This window comes from Prosthecobacter sp. (assembly GCF_044226605.1).
In the GTDB taxonomy this organism is placed as follows: Bacteria; Verrucomicrobiota; Verrucomicrobiia; order Verrucomicrobiales; family Verrucomicrobiaceae; genus Prosthecobacter.
In genome coordinates this window covers 163875-183326 of record NZ_JBGAGS010000010.1, presented here as the reverse complement: position 1 = coordinate 183326, position 19452 = coordinate 163875, and the positions used below count along the sequence as shown (strand labels likewise).

Sequence of the window (19452 nt, the reverse complement as noted above, 5' to 3'; positions counted from 1 at the left end):
CGCTTCTTTTCATGCGATTCCGAGTCTTCCACCGTACCCATTACGTCTACCGTGGTGCTGTGCGCGACAGCTACAACGAGCTGCGCCTCCGTCCCGTCACGGATGACAAGTCGCGCCTCGAGTTCTTCCTGCTGAACATCAAGCCCCCCGCGCGCCTTCAGCACTTCCGCGACAACTGGCTCAACTACGTCCACTACTTCGACATCTCCGAGCCCCATACCGATCTCATCATCGAGTCGCAGTCCACCATCAACACCACCAGCCCCTACAAGGACGGCAAACCCCTCGGCGTCCGCTTTGAAGTCCTCAAAAACGAGACCGACGAAATGATCGTCCCCTTTCTCGGCGAGAGCTCCTACGTCTCCATCACCCCGGAAGTCTGGCGCCTCGGCATCGACATCCGCAACGACTCCGACGACATCTTCGCCACCGCCGAGGCCGTCATGCAGCACATCTTCCGTGAGTGGAAGTATCTGCCCAATGCCACCACCTCCTCCACTCACATGACCGAGGTTCTGGAAAAGAAGCATGGCGTCTGCCAGGACTTCGCCCACCTAATGATCGGCATCTGCCGCTCCCTCGGCATCCCCGCCCGCTACGTCAGCGGCTACCTCTACAATGGCCCGGACTCCCACCTCCGCGGCGCCCAGGCCTCCCACGCCTGGGTGGAGGTTCACGTCCCCGGAAAAGGCTGGTTCGGCCTCGATCCCACCAACGCCACCCTCGCCGACGAGCGCCACATCAAGATCGCCACCGGCCGCGACTACCACGACGCCGCCCCCATCTCCGGCCACTTCGACGGCCCCCCCGGCGCCACCACCGCCCTCAAAGTCGAACTCGAAGTCAAACGCATCGACTGACCCTCGCTTCCATTTGACCATGGCTCCGTTTCTCTTTCCCAATTCAAGGAGGCGGTCACTTCATTGACCAGTCATCTCCACGGCAATGGGCTCCTGAAACGCGCCACCGGCGGCACCCCGCGTATAATTTTCAAACCGAGGCACATCCGTCCTTTCGATTCCTTTTGAGATAAAAAAGCAGTCGATGTTGGACAGCCTGACTCCGTCGGGGGTCAGGACTGAAACAATGAAATAGTTTTGCACGAAAGTATACGAAGCCGTGCGCATCACCTGAGTGACCTGCAAAATAGAACCCTTGGGCAGGGTGGCATAGAGCTGCGCGCCCGAAGGGGGGGATAAGGCTTCATTTTCCAGCGGGTAGAGGAACAAGTGTTTCTCTCCAGAATAATAAAACACCGATGTCCGCTGAGTCGTTTGATATTTTTTCCCGATGATGGAACGGAACGATGGTTCTTTCGACAGATTCGTCTCACAAGCCGTCACAAGCACGGTCGCTAGCGCAAGAAGAAGCTGGCAAGCTCGATGGAACAAAGGTCTTCCCATACATTATAATGAATGACAAACTGCAAAAATGATGCCGTCTTTTCATACAACTGACAAAGAAAGCTCTGGGGTGCAAGATCAGTCGCAGTCGTGAACTACTTCGGTTACGACCATTTTTGGCGCCACCACCGCCCTCAAAGTCAAACGCATCGACGGCTGAACCTTCTAGTTTGGCCGGATGAAATAAGTTTCCGCCTGAGACACCACCGCTTCTTCCTCTCTCACACGCAGCGTCCGCACTTCGGGTGCATGGCCGGGATACATCAGGATCAGTTCACCACGCTTTTTGTTATAGCCGATGATCAGTGCGGTATAAATGTAATAGTCAGTGTTGTCGGTTGCCACGGGCCATTTTTTCCTTTCTTCAGGATTTTTCGGGCTCGGCAGTTCCAGTGAGGGATCGGCGGCATATCGCTTGGCAAAATCCAGCAGATACCCGTTTCTTATGTCCGAATACACGTGCGTATAGACTGGGGGCTGGCCTCGATCGATGGAGTGCTGAACCTGCAGCAGTTCGAGCTTTTTGATCATCTCCGTCCGCACCTTGGCTGCTTTGGCCACGGCGGCAAAAACTTCGGGAGAATGGTCCATGTTAAACTCCGGCTTCCATCCGGTCGTTCGTGCGGTGGCTTCCACGTCTATCGTCCAGCCGTAGTAGCTGGCCAGGCACTCGCTGGCACGCAGTTCGTTGTCACCAGGCCTGTCCTCCGCTTCTCGGGCCACTTCAGGAAGTTCGGTGATCAGCACATCCCCGTTCTCCTTCTGCTGGACGTGGGCCTTCAGCGTGTCCTTGAGGCTCGCGGTCGCGCCGGAGGCCGGGCTTTGCTGGGCGCTGATCGAAACCCACAGACGCACCCCCGGCTCCATCGTCAGGCGGATGCTGCTCGCAGGCGTGGTCCATTCTTGAATCACCGTGCCAAGCACTGCACCGGCCGCCTTCACCAGTTGTCCCGGCTTCCCAGCCTTCGCTTGCACAGCAGCGGAGGCCTTGGCCGCCGTCTGTCGCATGGTTTGCAGATAGGCCGCATCCGCCGCCTGCGTGCCGCGCTCCATCAGCAGCACATCCAGTCGTGTCAGCTTTCCGGCGGTTTCCGTCGCCACCAGTCTCTCCGCCGGCACATCAAACACGGGTTCACTGCTGCGCATTTCCTTCCGTGTTGAACCCACCGGTCCCGCCACCGGCTGCCACACTCCCGGCAGCGTCGGATTCTTCCACGCCCCCGCAGACTTCATCAGCGCATCAATCAGCGGCCCCGCATTTTCAGCCCAAACCACTCCCACTGAACAGGTGAAAAACAGTAGGCCACCCAGCAACACGGAAGAACACAGCGCAGATCTCATAGTAAGGAAATTCGCCAAATTTTATCCACCCAGTCCACCAAAGGCAATCTTTAAGCACTCATGAGAAATCACCCCAAATGAGCCTGCAAAAACTGGCTGAAATTTCCCCGCCATCACGCTCCCCAGTGACCGAACTCCGATGCCACGACTAACAAAACACGGCTAGGTCCTCTCCTCGTCAAACCCGCCCCGAACCACACCAGCCCCAAAGGGGCGGCCTATCGCAGCCCAGGGCAAAGCGAGCCTCAGCGAGCGCCGCCCTGGGTCAGAGAGAAACCATCCGGGAAGCAAACCGGGCACCCCGCCACACCCCTCGGGTACCAGCAGCGTCTGCCTGGCGTTCCGCCACACTCCGCCCCGCTTCCACACGGCCCCTCCTCTACCCAATTCCCAGCGCCTTCCGAATCTCCAACGCATCCCTCAGCGCCACATCCACCGTCTCCCCGAGCACCGTGAAATGCCCCATCTTTCGCTTCGCTCGCGCCTCGCGTTTCCCATAAAGATGCAGCTTCGCGCGTGGATGATTCAGCACCGGCGACCAGTCCGGATGCACCAGCGGCGCAGGCCACACATCGCCCAGCAGATTGATCATCACCGCCGGCGTATGCTGCGAAGCATCTCCCAACGGAATGCCACAAATCGCCCGCTGCTGCTGCTGAAACTGGTTCGTCCGGCACGCGTCGATCGTGTAGTGTCCGCTGTTGTGCGGACGCGGCGCGATCTCATTGACGATCACTTTGCCCGCTGTCGTCACAAACATCTCCACCGCCATCGTGCCCACATAGTCCAGCCCTTCCGCCACCGCCTTCCACAGCGCGATCGCCTCCTCGGTGATCTTGGAATCCACCCGCGCAGGAGCAATGGTGACATCGAGAATATGATGCGTGTGCTGATTCTCCACGCAGCCATGCGTCGCCATGCTGCCGTCGATGCCCCGGGCGCCAACCACTGACACTTCGCAGTCAAAAGAAACCCACTGCTCCACCACCGCACGCTGGCCGGCGAAGCTGCTCCACGCCTGCGCCAGATCCGTGTCCGCTGTCACCTTGCACTGCCCCTTGCCATCATAGCCAAACGCCGCCGTCTTGATCACACAAGGGCGTCCCAGCTCCGCCACGGCAGCCTCAAGCCCCGCCAGATCATCGATCACCCGAAACGGCGCGCAGGCGATGCCCTGGTCGCGCAGAAAATTCTTCTCACGCTCACGATGCTGCGTCGTGATCAGTGCCTTCGCACCGGGCCGCAGCGGCTTCACCGCCTCCACCGCAACCAGACATGAGCCGGGAATGTTTTCAAACTCCGCCGTCACCACATCCACCTGCTGCAGAAAGCCGTTCAGCGCCTCGGTGTCCGAGTACGCCGCATTGATCTCAACATCCGCAAACTGCCCAGCAGGGCAGCCCTTCCCTTCATCGGTAAAGATCACGATGCGATGTCCGGCGCGCCGCGCTTCAAGGGCCAGCATGCGTCCGAGCTGGCCGCCGCCGAGGACGCCGAGGGTGGAGGGAGGCGGAAACTTCATGCCTTGGGTTGGACTTCGGCTTCGAGTTCCTTCTGACTTTCCAGCACCTTCTGCGTCTGGCGCTCACGGAAGGCCTGCAGCTTGTCCACCAGCTCGGGATTGTCATTGGCCAGCATCGAGACGGCAAACAGCCCGGCATTCAGCGCCCCGGCATTGCCAATCGCAAAAGTCGCGACCGGAATTCCCCCCGGCATCTGCACGATGGAGTACAAACTGTCCACGCCGCTGAGCGCACGGCTCTGCACCGGCACGCCAAGCACCGGCACCGTCGTCATGCTTGCCGTCATGCCAGGAAGATGCGCAGCACCCCCGGCACCCGCGATGATGCACTTGAGTCCCCGTGCCGAGGCCGTGGTGGCATAGTCGTACAGCAGCTGCGGCGTGCGGTGCGCACTGACCACCTTCTTCTCAAACGGAATGCCAAAGTCGGTGAGCACCTGGGCGGCATTTTGGAGCGTGGGCCAGTCAGAACTGGAACCCATGATGATGCCCACAAGGGGCTTGTCTGAAGCGGAGTTGCTCATCGGGAAAAGAGATTCACGATGGCAGCAGGCACGCCCGGCACAAATTTTTTCTGGCCCAGATTTAGGGAGACGCTCGACTCCCCATGACCATTGGGACGTCGTTCTCTTTCCTCATCCTACTGCGCATGATCCCAGCCCCAAAGGGGCGACCTATCGCAGCCCAGGGCAAAGCGAGCCTAAGCGAGCGGCGCCCTGGGGCAGCTCTGGCCTCATAGGGAGCTACCGTTTCCTCACGCCAGCGGCGCCCTCGGCACCGCCGGACCACGCTTGCGTTTGAGAAAGCTGGAAATGCCCCAGATCCCCAGCACCACATAAGCCGCCAGCGCCGGAATCCAGTTCCCCCGCACCGACCCCCGATCCTCGATCACAATCGCAAAAACAGACGGATCTTGCGGCCAAGACTGGCGCACAAGGTAGGGCAGGGGAGCCTTCTGGATCACTCCCTCGAGAAAGGCTCCCCGGGTCAGTTTGTCGAGGCCTTCCGACTTGGTCTTGAGGATCACCTTCATCTCCGGCTCTGGCCACGCACCCGCCGTGAAAGGCACATACAGATCCGCACCCAAGTCAGACGCGCCGGTTCGGATGCCGGAGATTTTTTCCATGTCCAGCGCCGGCAGTTTCGCGTGCTCCAGCACGATGTTTTGTGGCACAAAGCTCGCGTCCCGTACGGCGCTGTCAAAAGATCCGGCATCCGTATGCCGTCCACCGGTGCTCACCAGCCACACGGTCAAACTCAGGTGGGCGAGGATGCAGAGCACCGGCAGCCCCAGCACGATCCCCTTGGCCACCCGGCCCCACGCCATCAGGAGCAAAAGCATCGCTGGAATCAGGTGAAGGATGAAGGTGAGCATGAACGAGGCCTTGCCCGAGTAGCTGCCCAGCAGCGCCGTCTGCGCCGCGGTGATCCACCCATACGGCCCCCACTCCGCCCACAGCGAGAAAGCAAACGAGGCGAGAAGGAGATTGAACCCCAGCGCACAAAACAACGCGGTGGTGGGCGAGATCTTTTTCATCGCGCTTTTTTAGGGGGTCGGCAGGGAAGCGTCAATCCAGCAGGCCCGCACCCCCTGAAGTTTCTTCTGGAAGCATCCAGCCGTTCCCACCTAAAATCCGCTTCGTAGTTTCCTCGCACCAAGGGCCTTGCCGGATGCCGCAGCTTGTGGCAAGCAAACGGCCATGAATTTCCTCGATAAACTCAATCAGCGCATCGCCGCCACTGGATCAAACCTCTGCGTGGGGCTGGACGTGAGGGCGGAAAATGCGGAGGAGGAGACCAAGCGCTGGATCCTCAATGTCATCGAGCAGACCGCGCCCTTCGCGGCCGCGTTCAAGCCCAACTCAGCCTACTTCGAGGCCCTCGGCTGGCGCGGCATGAAGATGCTGGAGGAAATCCTGCAGGAAATCCCAAAAGAAATCCCCGTGGTTCTCGATGTGAAGCGCGGGGACATCGGCGAAACCCAGGGCTACTACGCCAAGGCCTGCTTTGAGGCGATGAACGTGGATGCCGTGACGCTGAACGCCTACATGGGGCGGGACACGCTGGAGCCGTTTTTGAAATACGCGGACAAAGGCCTCTACCTCCTCGGCGTCACCTCAAACCCGGGCGCCAAGGACATCGAACTCCAGCCCACTGGAGACCGCCAAGTCTACGAACTCGTGGCCGCCATGACGGCAGGCCACCCCCAGGCGGGCCTGGTGGTCGGCCTCACCAATGCAGCGCCAAACGTGCTGGACCACATCCCGGACGTACCGCTGCTGATCCCTGGGCTCGGCGCTCAGGGGGGGGATCTGGCGGCCCTGAAAGGCAGCGGGCGGAAGGCACCCCTGCTCGTGAATGTCTCGCGAGGGGTTCTGTATCAGAAGGATGAGCTGACTTTCGCCGCCCGGGCGGAATTCTGGAAGAGTCAAATCCAGAATGCCCTGAGCTGACCTGTCATTTTTAAGAATGAACAAAATCGGAACGCGGATGCTACTTGATTGAAACGTTTTCGTGCGGATGGATGATGACTTTCAAAGCCATCCCATGGTCATCGACATTAGCGAGCACCTCAAAACACCCCTGCAAAGACGGATCTATCGCCTGATAGGCCCGACTCTGGAGAAGGCGCTGGGCCTGCGTGGCTTTGATGACTGCTACCAGGAGTCTGCGCGCCTCTACAAGCAGCACCCGAGGCATCCTGAAGTTTTTGCCTGGTTCGACTCCGTGGCGCATTCGCTGAAACTGCAGGAGGAGGTGGATCTGCCCGCTGAATTTGAGTTCCCAAAACAGGGTCCCCTCGTCATCGTGGCCAACCATCCCTTTGGCGTCATCGATCCCGTCATGCTTGCGCGCTGGGCCGGCCAGTTCCGTCCGGACATGAAGGTGATGACGAATTCGCTTCTGCTCGCCATGAAGGAGCTCGCGGACCATGTCATCCCCGTGGACCCCTTCGGCGGTGAAGGCTCTGCCAAGCGCAACATGGGCCCCATGAAGGAGGCCATCAAACTGTTGCGCGGCGGTGGTGCGCTCATCATTTTCCCGGCCGGTGAGGTGGCCTCGTACAAACCCGGCCGCGGCCTGGATGAACCGGCGTGGAGCAATCACGTCGGCTCCCTCGTCCGCCGCACTCAGGCGACCGTGCTGCCCGTCTATTTCCCCGGCTCCAACAGCGCGCTCTTCCATGCGGCGGGTGTCATTCACCCACGCCTGCGCACCGGCCTCCTCCTGCGTGAGTTCTGCAACCGCGCAAACACCCCGGTGCCCATGAGCGTGGGACAGCCCATCCCCTACTCGCGCCTCAAGAAGTTTGAGGATGACGAGTCCCTCACACGCTACCTGCGCATCCACACCTTTGTGCTGCACCAGCGCGGCAAAGAGCAGACGGCCAAACTGACGGTCAAGGGCGAAAACCTCACCATCATACCCCCCTCTGAAACACAGCAAGCCCACATGGTGGACGAGATCGACCGCATCCGCGCGCGTGGCGGGCGTCTTGTTGGTCAGGGAAATCTCTCCGTCTATCAGGCCCATTCGCATGAGATCCCGGCGCTGCTGCCTGAAATCGGCCGCCTTCGGGAGATCACCTTCCGCGAAGTCGGAGAAGGCACTGGCAACGAGATCGACATCGACAAATATGACCGCTACTACGAGCACCTCATTCTCTGGGATGAGGAGAAGGAGCAGGTCGCCGGCGCCTACCGCCTCGGCCGTGCGGATGTCATCCTGCGTGAGTACGGCTCCAAGGGTCTCTACACCAGCACCCTCTTCCGCTTTGAGAAGCCCTTCCTGGCCAATCTCGAGCATGCCGTGGAGATGGGCCGCAGCTTCATCATCAAGGCCTACCAGCGCAATCTCGCCTCCCTCCCGCTCCTGTGGAAGGGCATCGCCCACTGGGTTGCGCGGAATCCGCACTACAAGAAGCTCTTCGGCCCCGTCAGCATCAGCAAGGACTACAGCAGCCTCTCGCGGAAGATGATCGTGGAGTTCCTCCAGGACAACCGCATGCACCCGCATCTGGCCAGCTTTGTGAAGGCGCGCAATCCCTTCCGCTACATCCGCAGCCGCCGCATGATGCGGGAGTTCATCAGCGCGGATCTGCAAAACGTGGACGACTGCTCCGCGCTGATCTCCAGCCTGGAGACGGACGGCAAGGGCATCCCCATCCTGCTCAAGCACTACCTCAAGCTCAACGCCACGCTGCTCAGCTTTAATGTGGACAAGGACTTCTCCTCCGTGGTGGACGGCCTCATCATGGTCGACTTCACCGACATCGACGAGCGCCTCCTCAGCAAATACATGGGCGAGGAAAACTGCCGGAACTACCTGGCAAACATCAAAAAAGAAGCGGCCTGAATTCAGGCCGCTCCTCGGGTGGATTAGTTCATTTCTGCCAGGGCATCAGTGTGCACCGTTGCCATTGGTCGCCGCCAGCTCGGGCTCGATCAGGCCGTAGTCCCCGTCCTTGCGGCGGAACAGCAGCGCCAGGCGGTGCGTCTTCTGGTTGTGGAACAGCACGAAGGGGCGGTCGCTGATTTCCAGGTCCATGATGGCCTCGTCAGCATACAGCGGACGGATCTTGTACTTCTCCTTGTGCACGTAAGCGGGCTCGATGTGCTCCTCTTCGGTGTGAAGCACTTCCTGGTGGAAGACCTGCTCCTCGATGTGGCGGATCGAACCCTCGCCGCGCGGGCGGTGGTTGCGCAGCAGACGCGTCTTATACTTGCGCATGCGGCGGGCGATCTTGGAGGCGCTTTCGTCGATCGAGGCATAGATGTCCTCCGTCACCGATTTCACTTCGATGACGATGTGGTCGGCGCAAAACAGGATGATTTCGGCGATGTGCCGGTGATGATTCTGCACGTCGAGCACGACCTTGGCCTCGATGATGCGGGGGTAGTCAAGGTGGAGACCTTCGATCTTCTTATGAGCGTATTCGCGGATCGCATCCGTGACGTCCATGTGACGTGCGGTGACGATGATGGGGAGGTTGACGTTGTGTTTTTGCATGGTGGTTCTCCTTTTTTGGTTGGACTAAAATGGGTTACATGGTGAAGCCCTCGCCGAGGTAGAGGCGTCGCGCCTCATCATCGTTGACGAGGAAATCTTTGCTGCCGTGGCGGCGCACCCGGCCTTCGAAAATAAGGTACGCGCGGTCCACGATGTTGAGGGTTTCACGGACGTTGTGGTCGGTGATGAGAATGGCCAGCCCGGCGCTCCGCAGCATGCGGATGATGTCCTGGATCTCGCTCACGGCGATGGGGTCCACCCCGCTGAAAGGCTCGTCCAGCATGAGAAGCTTGGGCGAAGTCACCAGCGAGCGGGCGATGGTGAGCCGCCTCTTCTCACCACCGCTCAGGGTGATGGCGAGATTGTCGGCGACATGGTCGATGCCAAACTTTTCCATGAGGGCCTGCGTCTGCTCCTCACGTTCGGCACGGGTGTAGGGCTGCGTCTCCATCACACCCATGATGTTTTCCCGCACGGTCAGGCGGCGGAAGATGGACTCTTCCTGCGGCAGGTAGCCCATGCCCAGCCTCGAGCGCATGTACATCGGCTTGTTGGTCGCATCCTGGCCGTCGAAGGTCACCTTGCCGCCGTTGGGCTGCACCAGGCCCACGATCATGTAGAAGGTGGTGGTCTTGCCAGCGCCGTTCGGACCCAGAAGGCCGACGATCTCGCCCTTTTTCACTTCGATATCCACGCCATTCACCACGGCACGTCCGTCATAGACCTTTTTCAGCCCTTCCGTGTGAAGCAGGGTGTTTTCGTCCGGATTGATGGCCTCCAGCTCGACTTCCGGAAGCTGCTCTTCAGCAACTTCCGAGGAGAGCTGGGGGTCATGACCGTCAGCCTTCTGCCTTCTTTTCTTGCTGCTGCGCGGAGCCATGTTCACTGCGGTGAGGGTGCGGAGGAAGGCGGAGTGGCGCTCCTGCGGGGCGTGACTTCGTCTCCCTGAAGAATAAGCGTCTCATGATTACCTGTGGTGGTAAGCTTGCCATTCTTGTCGATTTCAATGATGCAGCCGGCCTCGGTGGCCTTGAGCAGCTGGTTGCCCGCCTGCACCTGCGGCCACTCCATGAGCGTGGTGATCTTGGTCTTGCCGTTGTAGATCAGGTGCTTGCAGTGGCCGATCTGCAATTCGCCATCTTCGGAAATTTTTTCGATCGTGACCATGGGGCCGCGGGCGTCCGCCTTGTCGATCGGTGGTTCGGCGTCGGCTTTCTTCTTTGGCTGCGCCAGGATGTCCGCATCCTTGGCAGAGGGGCCTGGCTTCTTCGTCTTGGAGGCTCCGCCGAGAACGCCGCCCTCCTGCTTGGAAATGAAGAGCTCAATCTCCTCGCACTCGATGTACATCTGCGGGTGCCGGACCTTCACATCGCCAGTAAAGATCGCGTAGTTCGTGTTCGAATCGAAATAGGAATGCTTCTGCGCGGTGATGTCGATCAGACCCTTGGTCGCCTTCGGCGCCTCGTCCAGATTCAGTGGCTGCAGGGGTTTGGGCTGCGGGCCGGTGGGCTTTGGGGCAGGCGGTGTCTCGGCCACGGCGACTGCCGGTGCAGACGCCGGCGCGGTTGCCGGCGGGGCATCCGCCGGAGTGGCGGTGGTCCCTGGCGTGGCAGCATTGGAGCCGCCCTGCATCACCGACTGCGCCGCCTGAAGCGCTTTCTGCCTCATGTCCACGCCTTCGGGGGAGAGCAGGATTTCCTTCGCCTTGTCCTTCAGTTCGTCCGGCACCTGTTTCACGGCATCCTTGGCGGCGTTCAGCGCCTTCGCCTTGGTGTCTGCATCCACCTTCTTTTTGCGGAAATCCAGCAGCGGCCGGATGCTTTCCGGCGCCTGTGCCATGGCGCCTGCGCAGGAGAGCAGCAGGGCGGTGCAGAGTATGGATGACGTCTTCATGTCACTTGGGTGGGAGTGTGGCGGCGGGGGGTGGTACCTCGCTGCTGTCGGCGTCGCTGTCAAAGATCACCATGTGGATGTTTCCTGTCATGCGTCCCTGATTTTTTGCGGTGTCGAAGACCAGGCTGTCGCCCTCGATCACGAGGTTGGAGCGTGTCACCCGGCTGCGGTCCGTGCTGCGGAGAATTCCCCCGGCGCCCGCCATTTGGAAAAACGCAGTCTGCAGATCGACTCGCAGATCGTTCTTCGGGTCGGTGTTGAACATCTGCACCACCAGGTTCTCGGCGTAAATCCTCTGGTCATCCACCCGGCGCAGCATGTCTGCCGTGATGAGGGACGAGCGCCTTCCGGACGCATCAAAGGAGGGAATCACCGCCCCGTCGTTGACGGCGCCGGGCGGCACCATCCGCAGGAAGGCGCTCATGCCGGCGTCCGCCGCCTCTGGCTGGTCAGCCGTGGCAAACATGACCAGCCCCGCCAACACACCGAGCGTGATGGATAGGGCAAACCTGCGGCGGTAGAGCAGATCAAGTGATGTCGCGAACGAGGCCATGAATCTTGCGCAAGGTTTCCACCACTTCCGCGATGTCGGAAAGCGGGATTTGGTTGGGGCCGTCAGAGAAGGCCTTGGCGGGTTCCGGGTGGGTCTCCATGAAGACGCCGTCGCAGCCGGTGGCCACTGCGGCGCGTGCCAGCACAGGGGCCAGCTTGCCATCGCCTCCCGTGGCCGTGCCCAGTCCGCCCGGACGCTGCACGCTGTGGGTTGCGTCCATCACCACCCGGTAGCCCAGCTCCCGCATCCAGTACAAGGAGCGCATGTCTGCCACCAGGTTGTTGTAGCCAAAGGTCGTGCCGCGCTCCGTAAACATGAAGTTCTCGCAGCCGGCGCTCACCAGCTTGTCGCCGATGTTCTTCACATCCCACGGGGCCATGAACTGCCCTTTCTTGACATTCACCGCGCGGCCCGTTTCCCCGGCGGCCACGATGAGGTCTGTCTGGCGGCACAGGAAGGCGGGGATCTGCAGCAGGTCGATGTGTTCCGCCGCCTGCCGCGCTTCCTCCACCGAGTGCACATCGGTCGTCACCGGCACGCCTAGCTTCGCGCCGATCCGTGCCAGCAGCTTGCACCCCGCCTCACAGCCCAGCCCCCGGTAGGACGAGATCGCGCTGCGGTTCGCCTTGTCGTAGGACGCCTTGAAAATCCAGCGCCAGCCATGCTGCCGGGCCATGGCATCCAGCTTTTCAGCCACACCCCAGATGAACTCCTCGCTCTCGATGACGCACGGCCCAAGAATCAAGACCGGTTCTGTGCCATCCATCGACACCGACCCAATTTTCACCACCGGAAGAGAGAACAGCCCCATAAAAACTAAAAATTTGATTCTGTGAGCCTCGCTCCAGAATCGGTTTTGAACTTCTCCAACCCCGTTGCGCGGCCCGCTGACGCAAATTGTAAGCGGGCACTCGCCGAAAGACAACGGAAGATTAAAGCAGGAATGATGCATCCAAACGCCGACCCCACCCCGGGCGCCCAAATGGAGCGCCTGCGTCCCGCAGGCCGTCTTCCGCCACCCCGCAGAAGACCGTCTCGTGACTCCGCCCCTCCCCCCACCCAACGCACAGTCTGGATGGGCCGGAGCGGGCTATCGCAGTTTTTTCGTGTGTAAACGCTGGGCAAAATGAATCAGCGTCACGATCTCCACCTCATCAAGCAGCACACGATAAATGATGCGATAAGATGCTGCATGAGTCTCCCGCACATCCAAATCCAGAGCTTCATGAACCGAATGGCCCGCGAGGGGTGCAACGCAAGAATGTCCGTGCGCTCGATGATTCGCGTGACCATTCGATCCGCATAAAAAGACGAATCTCTCGCGATGTAGCTGCGGATGGCTCGCAGGTCTTTCCGCGCCTGGCTGGACCAGAAAATCTTCACGCCACTCCGCCACAGTCCCCGCATGCCCCCAGCCCCGGTTTCAAGATTCACAGGCATTCCATTCGCGTCACTCTATTGCGCAGTCATCACTGAGCGCACAAGCACTCCCGCCTCACCTCCGGAAAAAACGCCTCAAAGTCCTCCCTGAACCCCTCATACTCCTTCTCCAGCACCTCCACCGCCGCCGCCAGATCAAACGGTCTCCTCAGCCTCCGCGACATCCGCCTCAGCGTCATCTCAATCCCCGGCAGCGTCGCATAGGACCCCAGCCAGTCCGCCCGCCGCATGTGCTCCAGCACCTCCCACGCCTGCGCCGGTACCCTCTCCCGCACCGCGTCCACCGACTCGTAAAACTCACTCACAAACTCCCCCAGCGGCGGCGCCCCCGCGCAGTGACCGCACCATCCCGCCGCCAGAAAGTGATCATAGAACACATCCGTCAGCACCGACCCAAACCTTCGAAAGGGCTTCTCAAACCTCCTCACACTCCTTCTCACCATCGGATGCGCATCCGTAAACGCATCAATCCTCCGATGCCTCGCAATCCCCCTCTGAAACCCCTCCGGCAACCCCACCAACTCCGAAGGCCCCACCCAGTCCGGCAGCAAATTCCCCACCCGAAACTCCACATCCCCCTCCGACAAATAAAGATGCGCCAGCCAGTTCATAAAAACAAAGTGCCCCATTTCCCTCAAAGATCGAGCTTTCAAAAGCCAGTGCCTTCGTGCCAGCCAGTACGACAGACACTCTTGTCTGTCGATCAGCGCTCCCCCATCCTCCCCAGCCCACAAACACCACCAAACCCACTTAGCCAAAGCTCTTCGTCAGCCAAAACAAACATCAATGCGTTAAGGAATCGACGAAATCTCAATCTTACCTCGGCGAAGACTGGCTCCCGCATTCCGACCATAAAAATAAGCTAGCTTTCTAGGATCCGAAGGCAGCCCCCACACCTTCAAAACATCGGGCTCGAAATAGCCATCGATCACCCCTTTCCGATACCTCCGCGCCACGCGGCGTTCAGGGTAGAGCTTGAAGATCTGCTTCAACAACTCATGGCGGGAATAGGGAAAACGAACATCCCGATAGACCCTTCTCACGGCCATCCTGATCAGCCCCGCGGGCAGCGTGATAGGCAGTGCAAGATAAAGCCCCAAAACGTAGATGCTGCCAGCTACAGCCTCTTTCACCCGCACAGACAAACGGTGTTTCCAGCAAGGCACGCAGCGGCCATGATAAATCGATGCCGTCATAGCCAGAATCGACGTGCCACACTTGCAACAGACTGTCTTCTCAGAATTCATTTGCCGTGGATGAAAGCCTATACACGCACCATGTCACACCTTTATAACATCCTCTTGGTGGTTGGATGTTCCAGGTTATCGCATTAACTCAATTCAGTAATCCAGACACTCTTGGGTCTGCCATGGCTAACCACCAGAAAGCCTTTTCTCCTCGCCAGTGACCACTTGTTGAAGTGGAACGGCCAGACCTTTTCATGCGGTTCAAGTTTGGCTTTGAATCTCCGATATGCATCTCGCAGTTCTCGGCGAACCAGGAAGGCAGGCAGTGAGATTCCAAAAGTTCGTAGAATCCAGGGAGCCGTTTGATAGGCAGCGTTGAGAAGATCCTCTTCCGAGCGGACAACAAAGTATGGATCTTTCCTTTCCCTAATCTCCCGCTGGAGCTCTAACCAACAATCATAGCAGCGTCCCTTCCTTTTCTTGGCCACGACACGGATTACCTCTTTGCTGCACTTCTTGCAGTTTTGGTATCCCCTTTTCATATCGTAACCAAGATCCGGCCCCCTCACACCTTCACCCACTTCCCCGTCTCCGTACTCTCCAGCATCGCCTCGCACAGCTTGATCTCGTGGTGCCCGTCCTCCGCCGTCGCAAACAAGACCGGCGTCTGCTTCCCGCTCGCGATGTGCTCATACACCGCGCGGTAGTGCATCTTGTGCGCATCGCTGAAACCCTCCGCATGTCCTGGCGGATAGTCCGTGTAGTTTGCCACGTCCTCCAGGAATCCCGGCGTTCCGCGCTGCATGATCTGGTTTGGCTCATCGCGATGCCCCACCTGGATCTCGTTCGGCTGCTGCAGGTCCCAGCGCACGCTGCCCTTCGTGCCATAAATGCCAAAGCTCAGGCTGCACTTCCACCCCGCCGCCACCTGCGAGATGAAGGCGTTCGCATGCACCCCGTCCGCAAAGCCATGCTTCGCCTTGCCAAACTTGAGGAGCACACTTCCAAAGTCCTCAGTATCAACTTTGTAGTCCACCATCTTTTTCGGGTCAACTTTTGCAAAGGTCTTCACCTCCCCCTTCGGCCGCTTGCGTGTCTTGTGGAAGGTCTCCACATGCGCAAACACACTTTGCGCCTTCGCGCCCAGCACAAAGCTCACCGCGTCGATCCAGTGCGTCCCGACGTCGCCCACCGCGCGCAGTTTTCCGCCCTCGCTTGCCAGCACGCGCCAGTTGTAGTCTGTCTCATACATCAGCCAGTCCTGGAAAAAGTGCCCCTGTACGTGCATGATCTTCCCCAGGTCACCTCGGGCTACCATGGCGCGCATCTGGAGAATGGCGGGGAAAAACCGGCACATGTAGTTCACGGCGAAAACCGGCCCCTTCTTCCCGCCCTTGCGCACCGCATCCACCACCAGCTGCGTGTCCTTGGCCGTCATCCCCAGCGGCTTCTCGCAGATCACATGCTTGCCCATCTCCAGCGCCTGCAGGCACTGCTCCACGTGCACCTTGTTGGGCGAGGTGATGTGCACCACGTCGATGTTCGGGCTCGCATACATCGCCTCATGGTCATAGTCCCCGTAGATCTCCGGGATGCCCCACAGATTTCCCACCTGCCGCGCGCTCTTCGTCGAGCCGCAGATCCCGTTCACCGTCACCCCCAGGCGCTTAAGGGCCTCAATATGAACAGGTCCGATAAAGCCGGTGCCAATAACGCCGGCGCGAAGGTGGTGGAGAGGAGTCATGCAGCCCCAGTGAAGCGCGAGGAGTGCAATGGTCAACGCGTCAAAAGTCCCCTCCTCATCTTTAGCCGCCGCTATGCACGTCCCGCCAGCGTCCTCGGAGTGCGGCGCTTCAGCGCCGCTTTCGCCTGCCTCCTCGCCTTCTCCTATCTCAAACACCCCTTCAGCCCCCGCTCCGGGCCCACCTAAACTACGCCTTTTCTTTATTCATCGCTCTTCCCACCCACGCCGCGCATGAAAAGAGGTGCCAAACCCCGTTCTTAAGGATATTCAGCCCGACTTCATGCCCGCCTCCACCCCCGCATTCTCTGCCACCGCCGCCGCAGCTCTGCTGGACGACGGCATCGCGCAGCTGGAGGCCGGCGATGAAAAACCCGGCGACGTCCTCGGGCCCTACCGCCTGGTGGAAAAGCTCGGGGAAGGCGGCTTCGGCATCGTCTGGCGGGCCGAGCAGTCCCAGCCCGTCCGGCGCGAGGTCGCCCTGAAGCTCCTCAAGCGCGGCATGGACTCCCGCCAGGTCCTGGCCCGGTTCGAGCAGGAGCGCCGCGTGCTCGCCGCCATGGAGCACCCCAGCATCACCACGATTCTCGATGCCGGCATCTCCCCGGACGGCCGCCCTTTCTTTGTCATGGAACTGCTCCGCGGCAGGCCCATCACCGCCTTCTGCGAGGAGCACCACCTGCCCCTGCGCGACCGCATCGCCCTCTTCCGGGAGGTCTGCAGCGCCGTCCACCACGCCCACCAGAAAGGCGTCATCCACCGGGATTTAAAGCCCTCCAACATCCTCGTCACTCAGGTGGACGGCCGCCCCGTCCCCAAGATCATCGACTTCGGCATCGCCAAGGCCCTTTCCTCCGGCGGCATCGAGGCCATGACCTTTGCCACCCAGGCCCACTTCGTGCTCGGCACCCCCCAGTACATGTCCCCGGAGCAGATCGAGGACGTCGGCAGCGTGGACACCCGGAGTGACATCTACGCCCTCGGCACCGTCCTTTACGAGATCCTCACCGGCCACCCCCCCTTTGCAGAAGTCACCCGCCACGGCCAGACCCGGCAGGAATTTTGGCACCTCATCCGCCACAAAGCGCCCTCACGCCCCTCCACCAGCATCGTCACCGGCCTCGCCACAGGGGCCGCCACCAGCCTGGACGCCACCGCCGCCGCCGGCGCTTCCGCCTCCCCCGCCCCCGAGCGGCGCATGGATGTCTCCCAGCTCCCCGCGGACCTCGACTGGATCACCCTCCGTGCTTTGGAAAAGGAGCCCCAGCGCCGGTATCAAAGCGCGGCCGAATTCGCCGCCGATCTCCAGTGCTACCTCACTGGTGCGCCCGTCTCCGCCCACCCCCCCAGCACCGCCTACATTGCCTCGCGGTGGATCCGCCGGCACCGTGTCGCCTTTGCCGCCGCCTGCTTCAGCCTGCTCGCCGTCCTCACCGGCACCGGCGTCGCCATCTGGCAGGCAAAGCTCGCACGGGAGGCCCAGGCCCGCGCCGAGTCCCAGTCCCTGCGCAGCCGGGAGACCGCCGCCTTCCTCACCAGCCTTCTCTCAGAGGTCGCAGACGAAGTCCGCTTTGGCCGCAACCCCGAAGCCCTCCGCCTGGCCCTCATCACCAGCCAGAAGCGCATCGAGGACATGCGCCAGGACCCCGACCTGCAGATCGAGCTCATGGGCCAGGTCGCCAGCCTGTACGATGCCATGAGCGACCGCAAGCTCTCCCTCGCCGCCCTCCGCCGCACTGCGGAGCTCGCCGCCGCCCGATTGGGCGCGGAGCACCCCGTCGCCCGGGAGGCCGCCTTCCGGCACCTCCTCATGGCCGTCGATCACGGCTCCCGCATCGAGGCGGTCGATCTCCTCAAGGAGCTCCGAAGCCACATCGAGCAGCATGAAGGGCGCGGCAGCCCCGGGTGGTTCCGCGCGCAGAACCTCCTCGCCCGCGTCTGGATCAAGCTCCGCCGGGGAAAGGACGCCGCCCAGGAGACTGCCGCCACCGTTGCCGAGGCCCGGGCCAAGGGGCTCACCGGCCTCCAGCTTCACGCCATCCTCATGGACCACGCCGCCGCGCTGGAATCCGCGCGCGAATTTTCCCGGTCCGAGCAGCAGATCCAGGAGTGCATCGCCCTGGCCAAAACCGGCGGCTACTACGAGGCGCGCCTCTGGGAGTTCGACAACCGCCTTGTCGAGCTGCAGATCCACGCCGGGAAATACGCCCGCGCCGCCGAGATGCAGGCCGGCGTCGTCCAGCGCCTGCAGGCCAGCGATCCCCAGGCCCCCAATCTCCCCCACCAGTATGTCTTTCTGGCCGAGGTGGAAAACCGCGCCAGCCTCCACGCCCAGGCCGTCACCCATACGGACGCCGCCATCCAGCTCATCCAGGCACGGTATGCCGCCATCACCCCGGAGCAGGCGCAGACAAACACCCTGCGGGAGGACCTCCTCGTCGCCCATGAGATCAAAACCGCCGCCCAACGCGCCCTCAAGCAGCCTGAGGCCGCCATTGCCACCGCGGAGGAGGGGCTCCGCGTGGCCCAGCAGGGCGGCACCGAGACGCTCCTGACCCGCGCCCTCGCCGCCCTGGCCAGCGCGCACGAGGGTGCCGGGCACCTTGAGGAGGCCTGGCAGCTCCACCACCAGCTCTACGAAAACCACGCCGCCCACAACGCCAGCTACAAAAACCGCATCGACGACCTGCGGGAGATGACCCGCCTCCGCCTCCGCCAGCAGCGCCCGGCAGACGCCCTGGCCCATGCCCGGGATGCCTGGCAGCAGACGCTGGCCGAACCCTCGTCCAAGCTGGAGCCCGACTACCTGGAATACATCGCCCAGTTCGCCCTCCAGACCTGGAAAACCATCAAGGCCGCCGATCCCACCGCCCTCCCCCCCGAAGAACTCCCGGCCTGGCAGAAAGCGGCGGGGCAGAAGGGGGCGCTTTGAGGGGCGGCGGGGAGAGGGTTTGGATCAAGAATCGTCATGCCGACGAGGTGCGCTTTTGGAGGATGTCGAGGCGTACTTGTGTGTCGGATTCGGCAATCCTGCAAGCTGGTTGCGGTTGGGTTTTTGTGTCGGATTCGGCAATGACTTGCATGTTGTTTGCAGTTGAGCAGGCCTCCATGGAGACCGGGACAGGGGCGTGGGTTTGGAGAGTGAGGCCGACGAAAATGAGGAGGAGGATTTTCCTGGGGCGGTGGGTGATTGCAGGCTGCTGCAAAACGGGGGTGGCACACGGAACACACGGAATACTCGGAAGGAGGAGCGGATGGGGTGGCGCGCCGCAGACCAGAATTTTGAACCACTCATCGGACACGCATAAAACACTCATGGAAGAAGCCGGAACCGACCCTGGGATGGCTCCATTGGCGCTGTC

At 61.1% G+C, this 19452-nt stretch carries 19 protein-coding genes; 5 read left to right on the top strand and 14 right to left on the bottom strand.

Annotated elements, in window-relative coordinates:
- The first annotated feature begins 11 nt into the window (after window positions 1–11).
- On the top strand, window positions 12–860 hold the full coding sequence (locus tag ACILSO_RS15725) for a transglutaminase domain-containing protein (RefSeq protein ID WP_395738380.1): 849 nt from the start codon (window positions 12–14) through the stop codon (window positions 858–860).
- Between the two features lie 60 nt (window positions 861–920).
- Here the strand turns inward: ACILSO_RS15725 and ACILSO_RS15720 are convergent, their stop codons facing one another.
- From ACILSO_RS15720 to ACILSO_RS15700, 5 genes are all read right to left on the bottom strand, one after another.
- Entirely contained in the window at window positions 921–1403 is a 483-nt protein-coding gene (locus ACILSO_RS15720; RefSeq protein ID WP_395738379.1) for a hypothetical protein, read from the bottom strand.
- Window positions 1404–1568: 165 nt separating this feature from the next.
- Complete coding sequence (locus tag ACILSO_RS15715) at window positions 1569–2678, bottom strand: hypothetical protein (RefSeq protein WP_395738378.1); 1110 nt, start codon at window positions 2676–2678, stop codon at window positions 1569–1571.
- Window positions 2679–3123: 445 nt separating this feature from the next.
- Window positions 3124–4266 (bottom strand): 5-(carboxyamino)imidazole ribonucleotide synthase, encoded by a 1143-nt coding sequence (locus ACILSO_RS15710; protein ID WP_395738377.1) that lies wholly within the window; start codon window positions 4264–4266, stop codon window positions 3124–3126.
- Window positions 4263–4790 (bottom strand): 5-(carboxyamino)imidazole ribonucleotide mutase, encoded by a 528-nt coding sequence (purE, locus tag ACILSO_RS15705; RefSeq protein WP_395738376.1) that lies wholly within the window; start codon window positions 4788–4790, stop codon window positions 4263–4265. Before purE ends, ACILSO_RS15710 begins: the two co-directional genes overlap by 4 nt.
- 230 nt (window positions 4791–5020) lie before the next feature.
- Window positions 5021–5803, bottom strand: coding sequence for a hypothetical protein (locus ACILSO_RS15700; protein WP_395738375.1), 783 nt, complete (start codon window positions 5801–5803; stop codon window positions 5021–5023).
- Window positions 5804–5966: 163 nt separating this feature from the next.
- Here ACILSO_RS15700 and pyrF point away from each other — a divergent pair, with 163 nt between their 5' ends.
- Both pyrF and ACILSO_RS15690 read left to right on the top strand, forming a co-directional pair.
- Window positions 5967–6719 (top strand): orotidine-5'-phosphate decarboxylase, encoded by a 753-nt coding sequence (gene pyrF / locus ACILSO_RS15695; protein ID WP_395738374.1) that lies wholly within the window; start codon window positions 5967–5969, stop codon window positions 6717–6719.
- Window positions 6720–6813: 94 nt separating this feature from the next.
- Window positions 6814–8622, top strand: coding sequence for a lysophospholipid acyltransferase family protein (locus ACILSO_RS15690; protein ID WP_395738373.1), 1809 nt, complete (start codon window positions 6814–6816; stop codon window positions 8620–8622).
- A 45-nt stretch (window positions 8623–8667) separates the two neighbouring features.
- On the opposite strand, the gene hpf is transcribed toward ACILSO_RS15690, so the two are convergent.
- The 9 genes from hpf to ACILSO_RS15645 form a co-directional block, all read right to left on the bottom strand.
- Entirely contained in the window at window positions 8668–9276 is a 609-nt protein-coding gene (gene hpf, locus ACILSO_RS15685; RefSeq protein WP_395738372.1) for a ribosome hibernation-promoting factor, HPF/YfiA family, read from the bottom strand.
- A 34-nt stretch (window positions 9277–9310) separates the two neighbouring features.
- Entirely contained in the window at window positions 9311–10156 is an 846-nt protein-coding gene (gene lptB / locus ACILSO_RS15680; protein WP_395738371.1) for an LPS export ABC transporter ATP-binding protein, read from the bottom strand.
- Window positions 10157–10158: 2 nt separating this feature from the next.
- Entirely contained in the window at window positions 10159–11169 is a 1011-nt protein-coding gene (locus tag ACILSO_RS15675; protein ID WP_395738370.1) for an LptA/OstA family protein, read from the bottom strand.
- Between the two features lies 1 nt (window position 11170).
- Window positions 11171–11722 carry a hypothetical protein gene (locus ACILSO_RS15670; RefSeq protein ID WP_395738369.1) on the bottom strand — a complete coding sequence of 184 codons (552 nt, stop codon included), beginning with the start codon at window positions 11720–11722 and terminating at the stop codon, window positions 11171–11173.
- Window positions 11697–12488: a 3-deoxy-8-phosphooctulonate synthase gene (gene kdsA / locus ACILSO_RS15665; protein ID WP_395738368.1), complete on the bottom strand. Its 792-nt coding sequence runs from the start codon at window positions 12486–12488 to the stop codon at window positions 11697–11699. Before kdsA ends, ACILSO_RS15670 begins: the two co-directional genes overlap by 26 nt.
- A 371-nt stretch (window positions 12489–12859) precedes the next feature.
- Complete coding sequence (locus tag ACILSO_RS15660; protein ID WP_395738483.1) at window positions 12860–13129, bottom strand: type II toxin-antitoxin system RelE/ParE family toxin; 270 nt, start codon at window positions 13127–13129, stop codon at window positions 12860–12862.
- Between the two features lie 62 nt (window positions 13130–13191).
- Complete coding sequence (locus ACILSO_RS15655) at window positions 13192–13773, bottom strand: ACP phosphodiesterase (protein WP_395738367.1); 582 nt, start codon at window positions 13771–13773, stop codon at window positions 13192–13194.
- 180 nt (window positions 13774–13953) lie between these two features.
- Window positions 13954–14409: a hypothetical protein gene (locus ACILSO_RS15650; RefSeq protein ID WP_395738366.1), complete on the bottom strand. Its 456-nt coding sequence runs from the start codon at window positions 14407–14409 to the stop codon at window positions 13954–13956.
- A gap of 505 nt (window positions 14410–14914) precedes the next feature.
- Window positions 14915–16093 (bottom strand): Gfo/Idh/MocA family protein, encoded by a 1179-nt coding sequence (locus tag ACILSO_RS15645; RefSeq protein ID WP_395738365.1) that lies wholly within the window; start codon window positions 16091–16093, stop codon window positions 14915–14917.
- On the opposite strand from ACILSO_RS15645, the gene ACILSO_RS15640 reads away from it, so the two are divergent.
- A complete protein-coding gene (locus ACILSO_RS15640; protein WP_395738484.1) occupies window positions 16031–16279 on the top strand; it encodes a hypothetical protein in 249 nt (82 codons plus the stop codon). The genes ACILSO_RS15645 and ACILSO_RS15640 overlap by 63 nt on opposite strands.
- A gap of 94 nt (window positions 16280–16373) precedes the next feature.
- Window positions 16374–19022 (top strand): protein kinase domain-containing protein, encoded by a 2649-nt coding sequence (locus ACILSO_RS15635; RefSeq protein WP_395738364.1) that lies wholly within the window; start codon window positions 16374–16376, stop codon window positions 19020–19022.
- The last annotated feature ends 430 nt before the right edge of the window (window positions 19023–19452 follow it).

Excerpts from the sequence above, each read along its gene's own strand:
- ACILSO_RS15725 (WP_395738380.1), top strand. The coding sequence starts at position 12 with ATGCGATTCCGAGTCTTCCACCGTACCCATTACGTCTACCGTGGTGCT.
- ACILSO_RS15720 (WP_395738379.1), bottom strand. The coding sequence starts at position 1,403 with ATGGGAAGACCTTTGTTCCATCGAGCTTGCCAGCTTCTTCTTGCGCTA.
- ACILSO_RS15710 (WP_395738377.1), bottom strand. The coding sequence starts at position 4,266 with ATGAAGTTTCCGCCTCCCTCCACCCTCGGCGTCCTCGGCGGCGGCCAG.
- purE (WP_395738376.1), bottom strand. The coding sequence starts at position 4,790 with ATGAGCAACTCCGCTTCAGACAAGCCCCTTGTGGGCATCATCATGGGT.
- ACILSO_RS15700 (WP_395738375.1), bottom strand. The coding sequence starts at position 5,803 with ATGAAAAAGATCTCGCCCACCACCGCGTTGTTTTGTGCGCTGGGGTTC.
- pyrF (WP_395738374.1), top strand. The coding sequence starts at position 5,967 with ATGAATTTCCTCGATAAACTCAATCAGCGCATCGCCGCCACTGGATCA.
- ACILSO_RS15690 (WP_395738373.1), top strand. The coding sequence starts at position 6,814 with ATGGTCATCGACATTAGCGAGCACCTCAAAACACCCCTGCAAAGACGG.
- hpf (WP_395738372.1), bottom strand. The coding sequence starts at position 9,276 with ATGCAAAAACACAACGTCAACCTCCCCATCATCGTCACCGCACGTCAC.
- lptB (WP_395738371.1), bottom strand. The coding sequence starts at position 10,156 with ATGGCTCCGCGCAGCAGCAAGAAAAGAAGGCAGAAGGCTGACGGTCAT.
- ACILSO_RS15675 (WP_395738370.1), bottom strand. The coding sequence starts at position 11,169 with ATGAAGACGTCATCCATACTCTGCACCGCCCTGCTGCTCTCCTGCGCA.
- ACILSO_RS15670 (WP_395738369.1), bottom strand. The coding sequence starts at position 11,722 with ATGGCCTCGTTCGCGACATCACTTGATCTGCTCTACCGCCGCAGGTTT.
- kdsA (WP_395738368.1), bottom strand. The coding sequence starts at position 12,488 with ATGGATGGCACAGAACCGGTCTTGATTCTTGGGCCGTGCGTCATCGAG.
- ACILSO_RS15660 (WP_395738483.1), bottom strand. The coding sequence starts at position 13,129 with ATGCGGGGACTGTGGCGGAGTGGCGTGAAGATTTTCTGGTCCAGCCAG.
- ACILSO_RS15655 (WP_395738367.1), bottom strand. The coding sequence starts at position 13,773 with ATGAACTGGCTGGCGCATCTTTATTTGTCGGAGGGGGATGTGGAGTTT.
- ACILSO_RS15650 (WP_395738366.1), bottom strand. The coding sequence starts at position 14,409 with ATGAATTCTGAGAAGACAGTCTGTTGCAAGTGTGGCACGTCGATTCTG.
- ACILSO_RS15640 (WP_395738484.1), top strand. The coding sequence starts at position 16,031 with ATGAACAGGTCCGATAAAGCCGGTGCCAATAACGCCGGCGCGAAGGTG.
- ACILSO_RS15645 (WP_395738365.1), bottom strand. The coding sequence starts at position 16,093 with ATGACTCCTCTCCACCACCTTCGCGCCGGCGTTATTGGCACCGGCTTT.
- ACILSO_RS15635 (WP_395738364.1), top strand. The coding sequence starts at position 16,374 with ATGCCCGCCTCCACCCCCGCATTCTCTGCCACCGCCGCCGCAGCTCTG.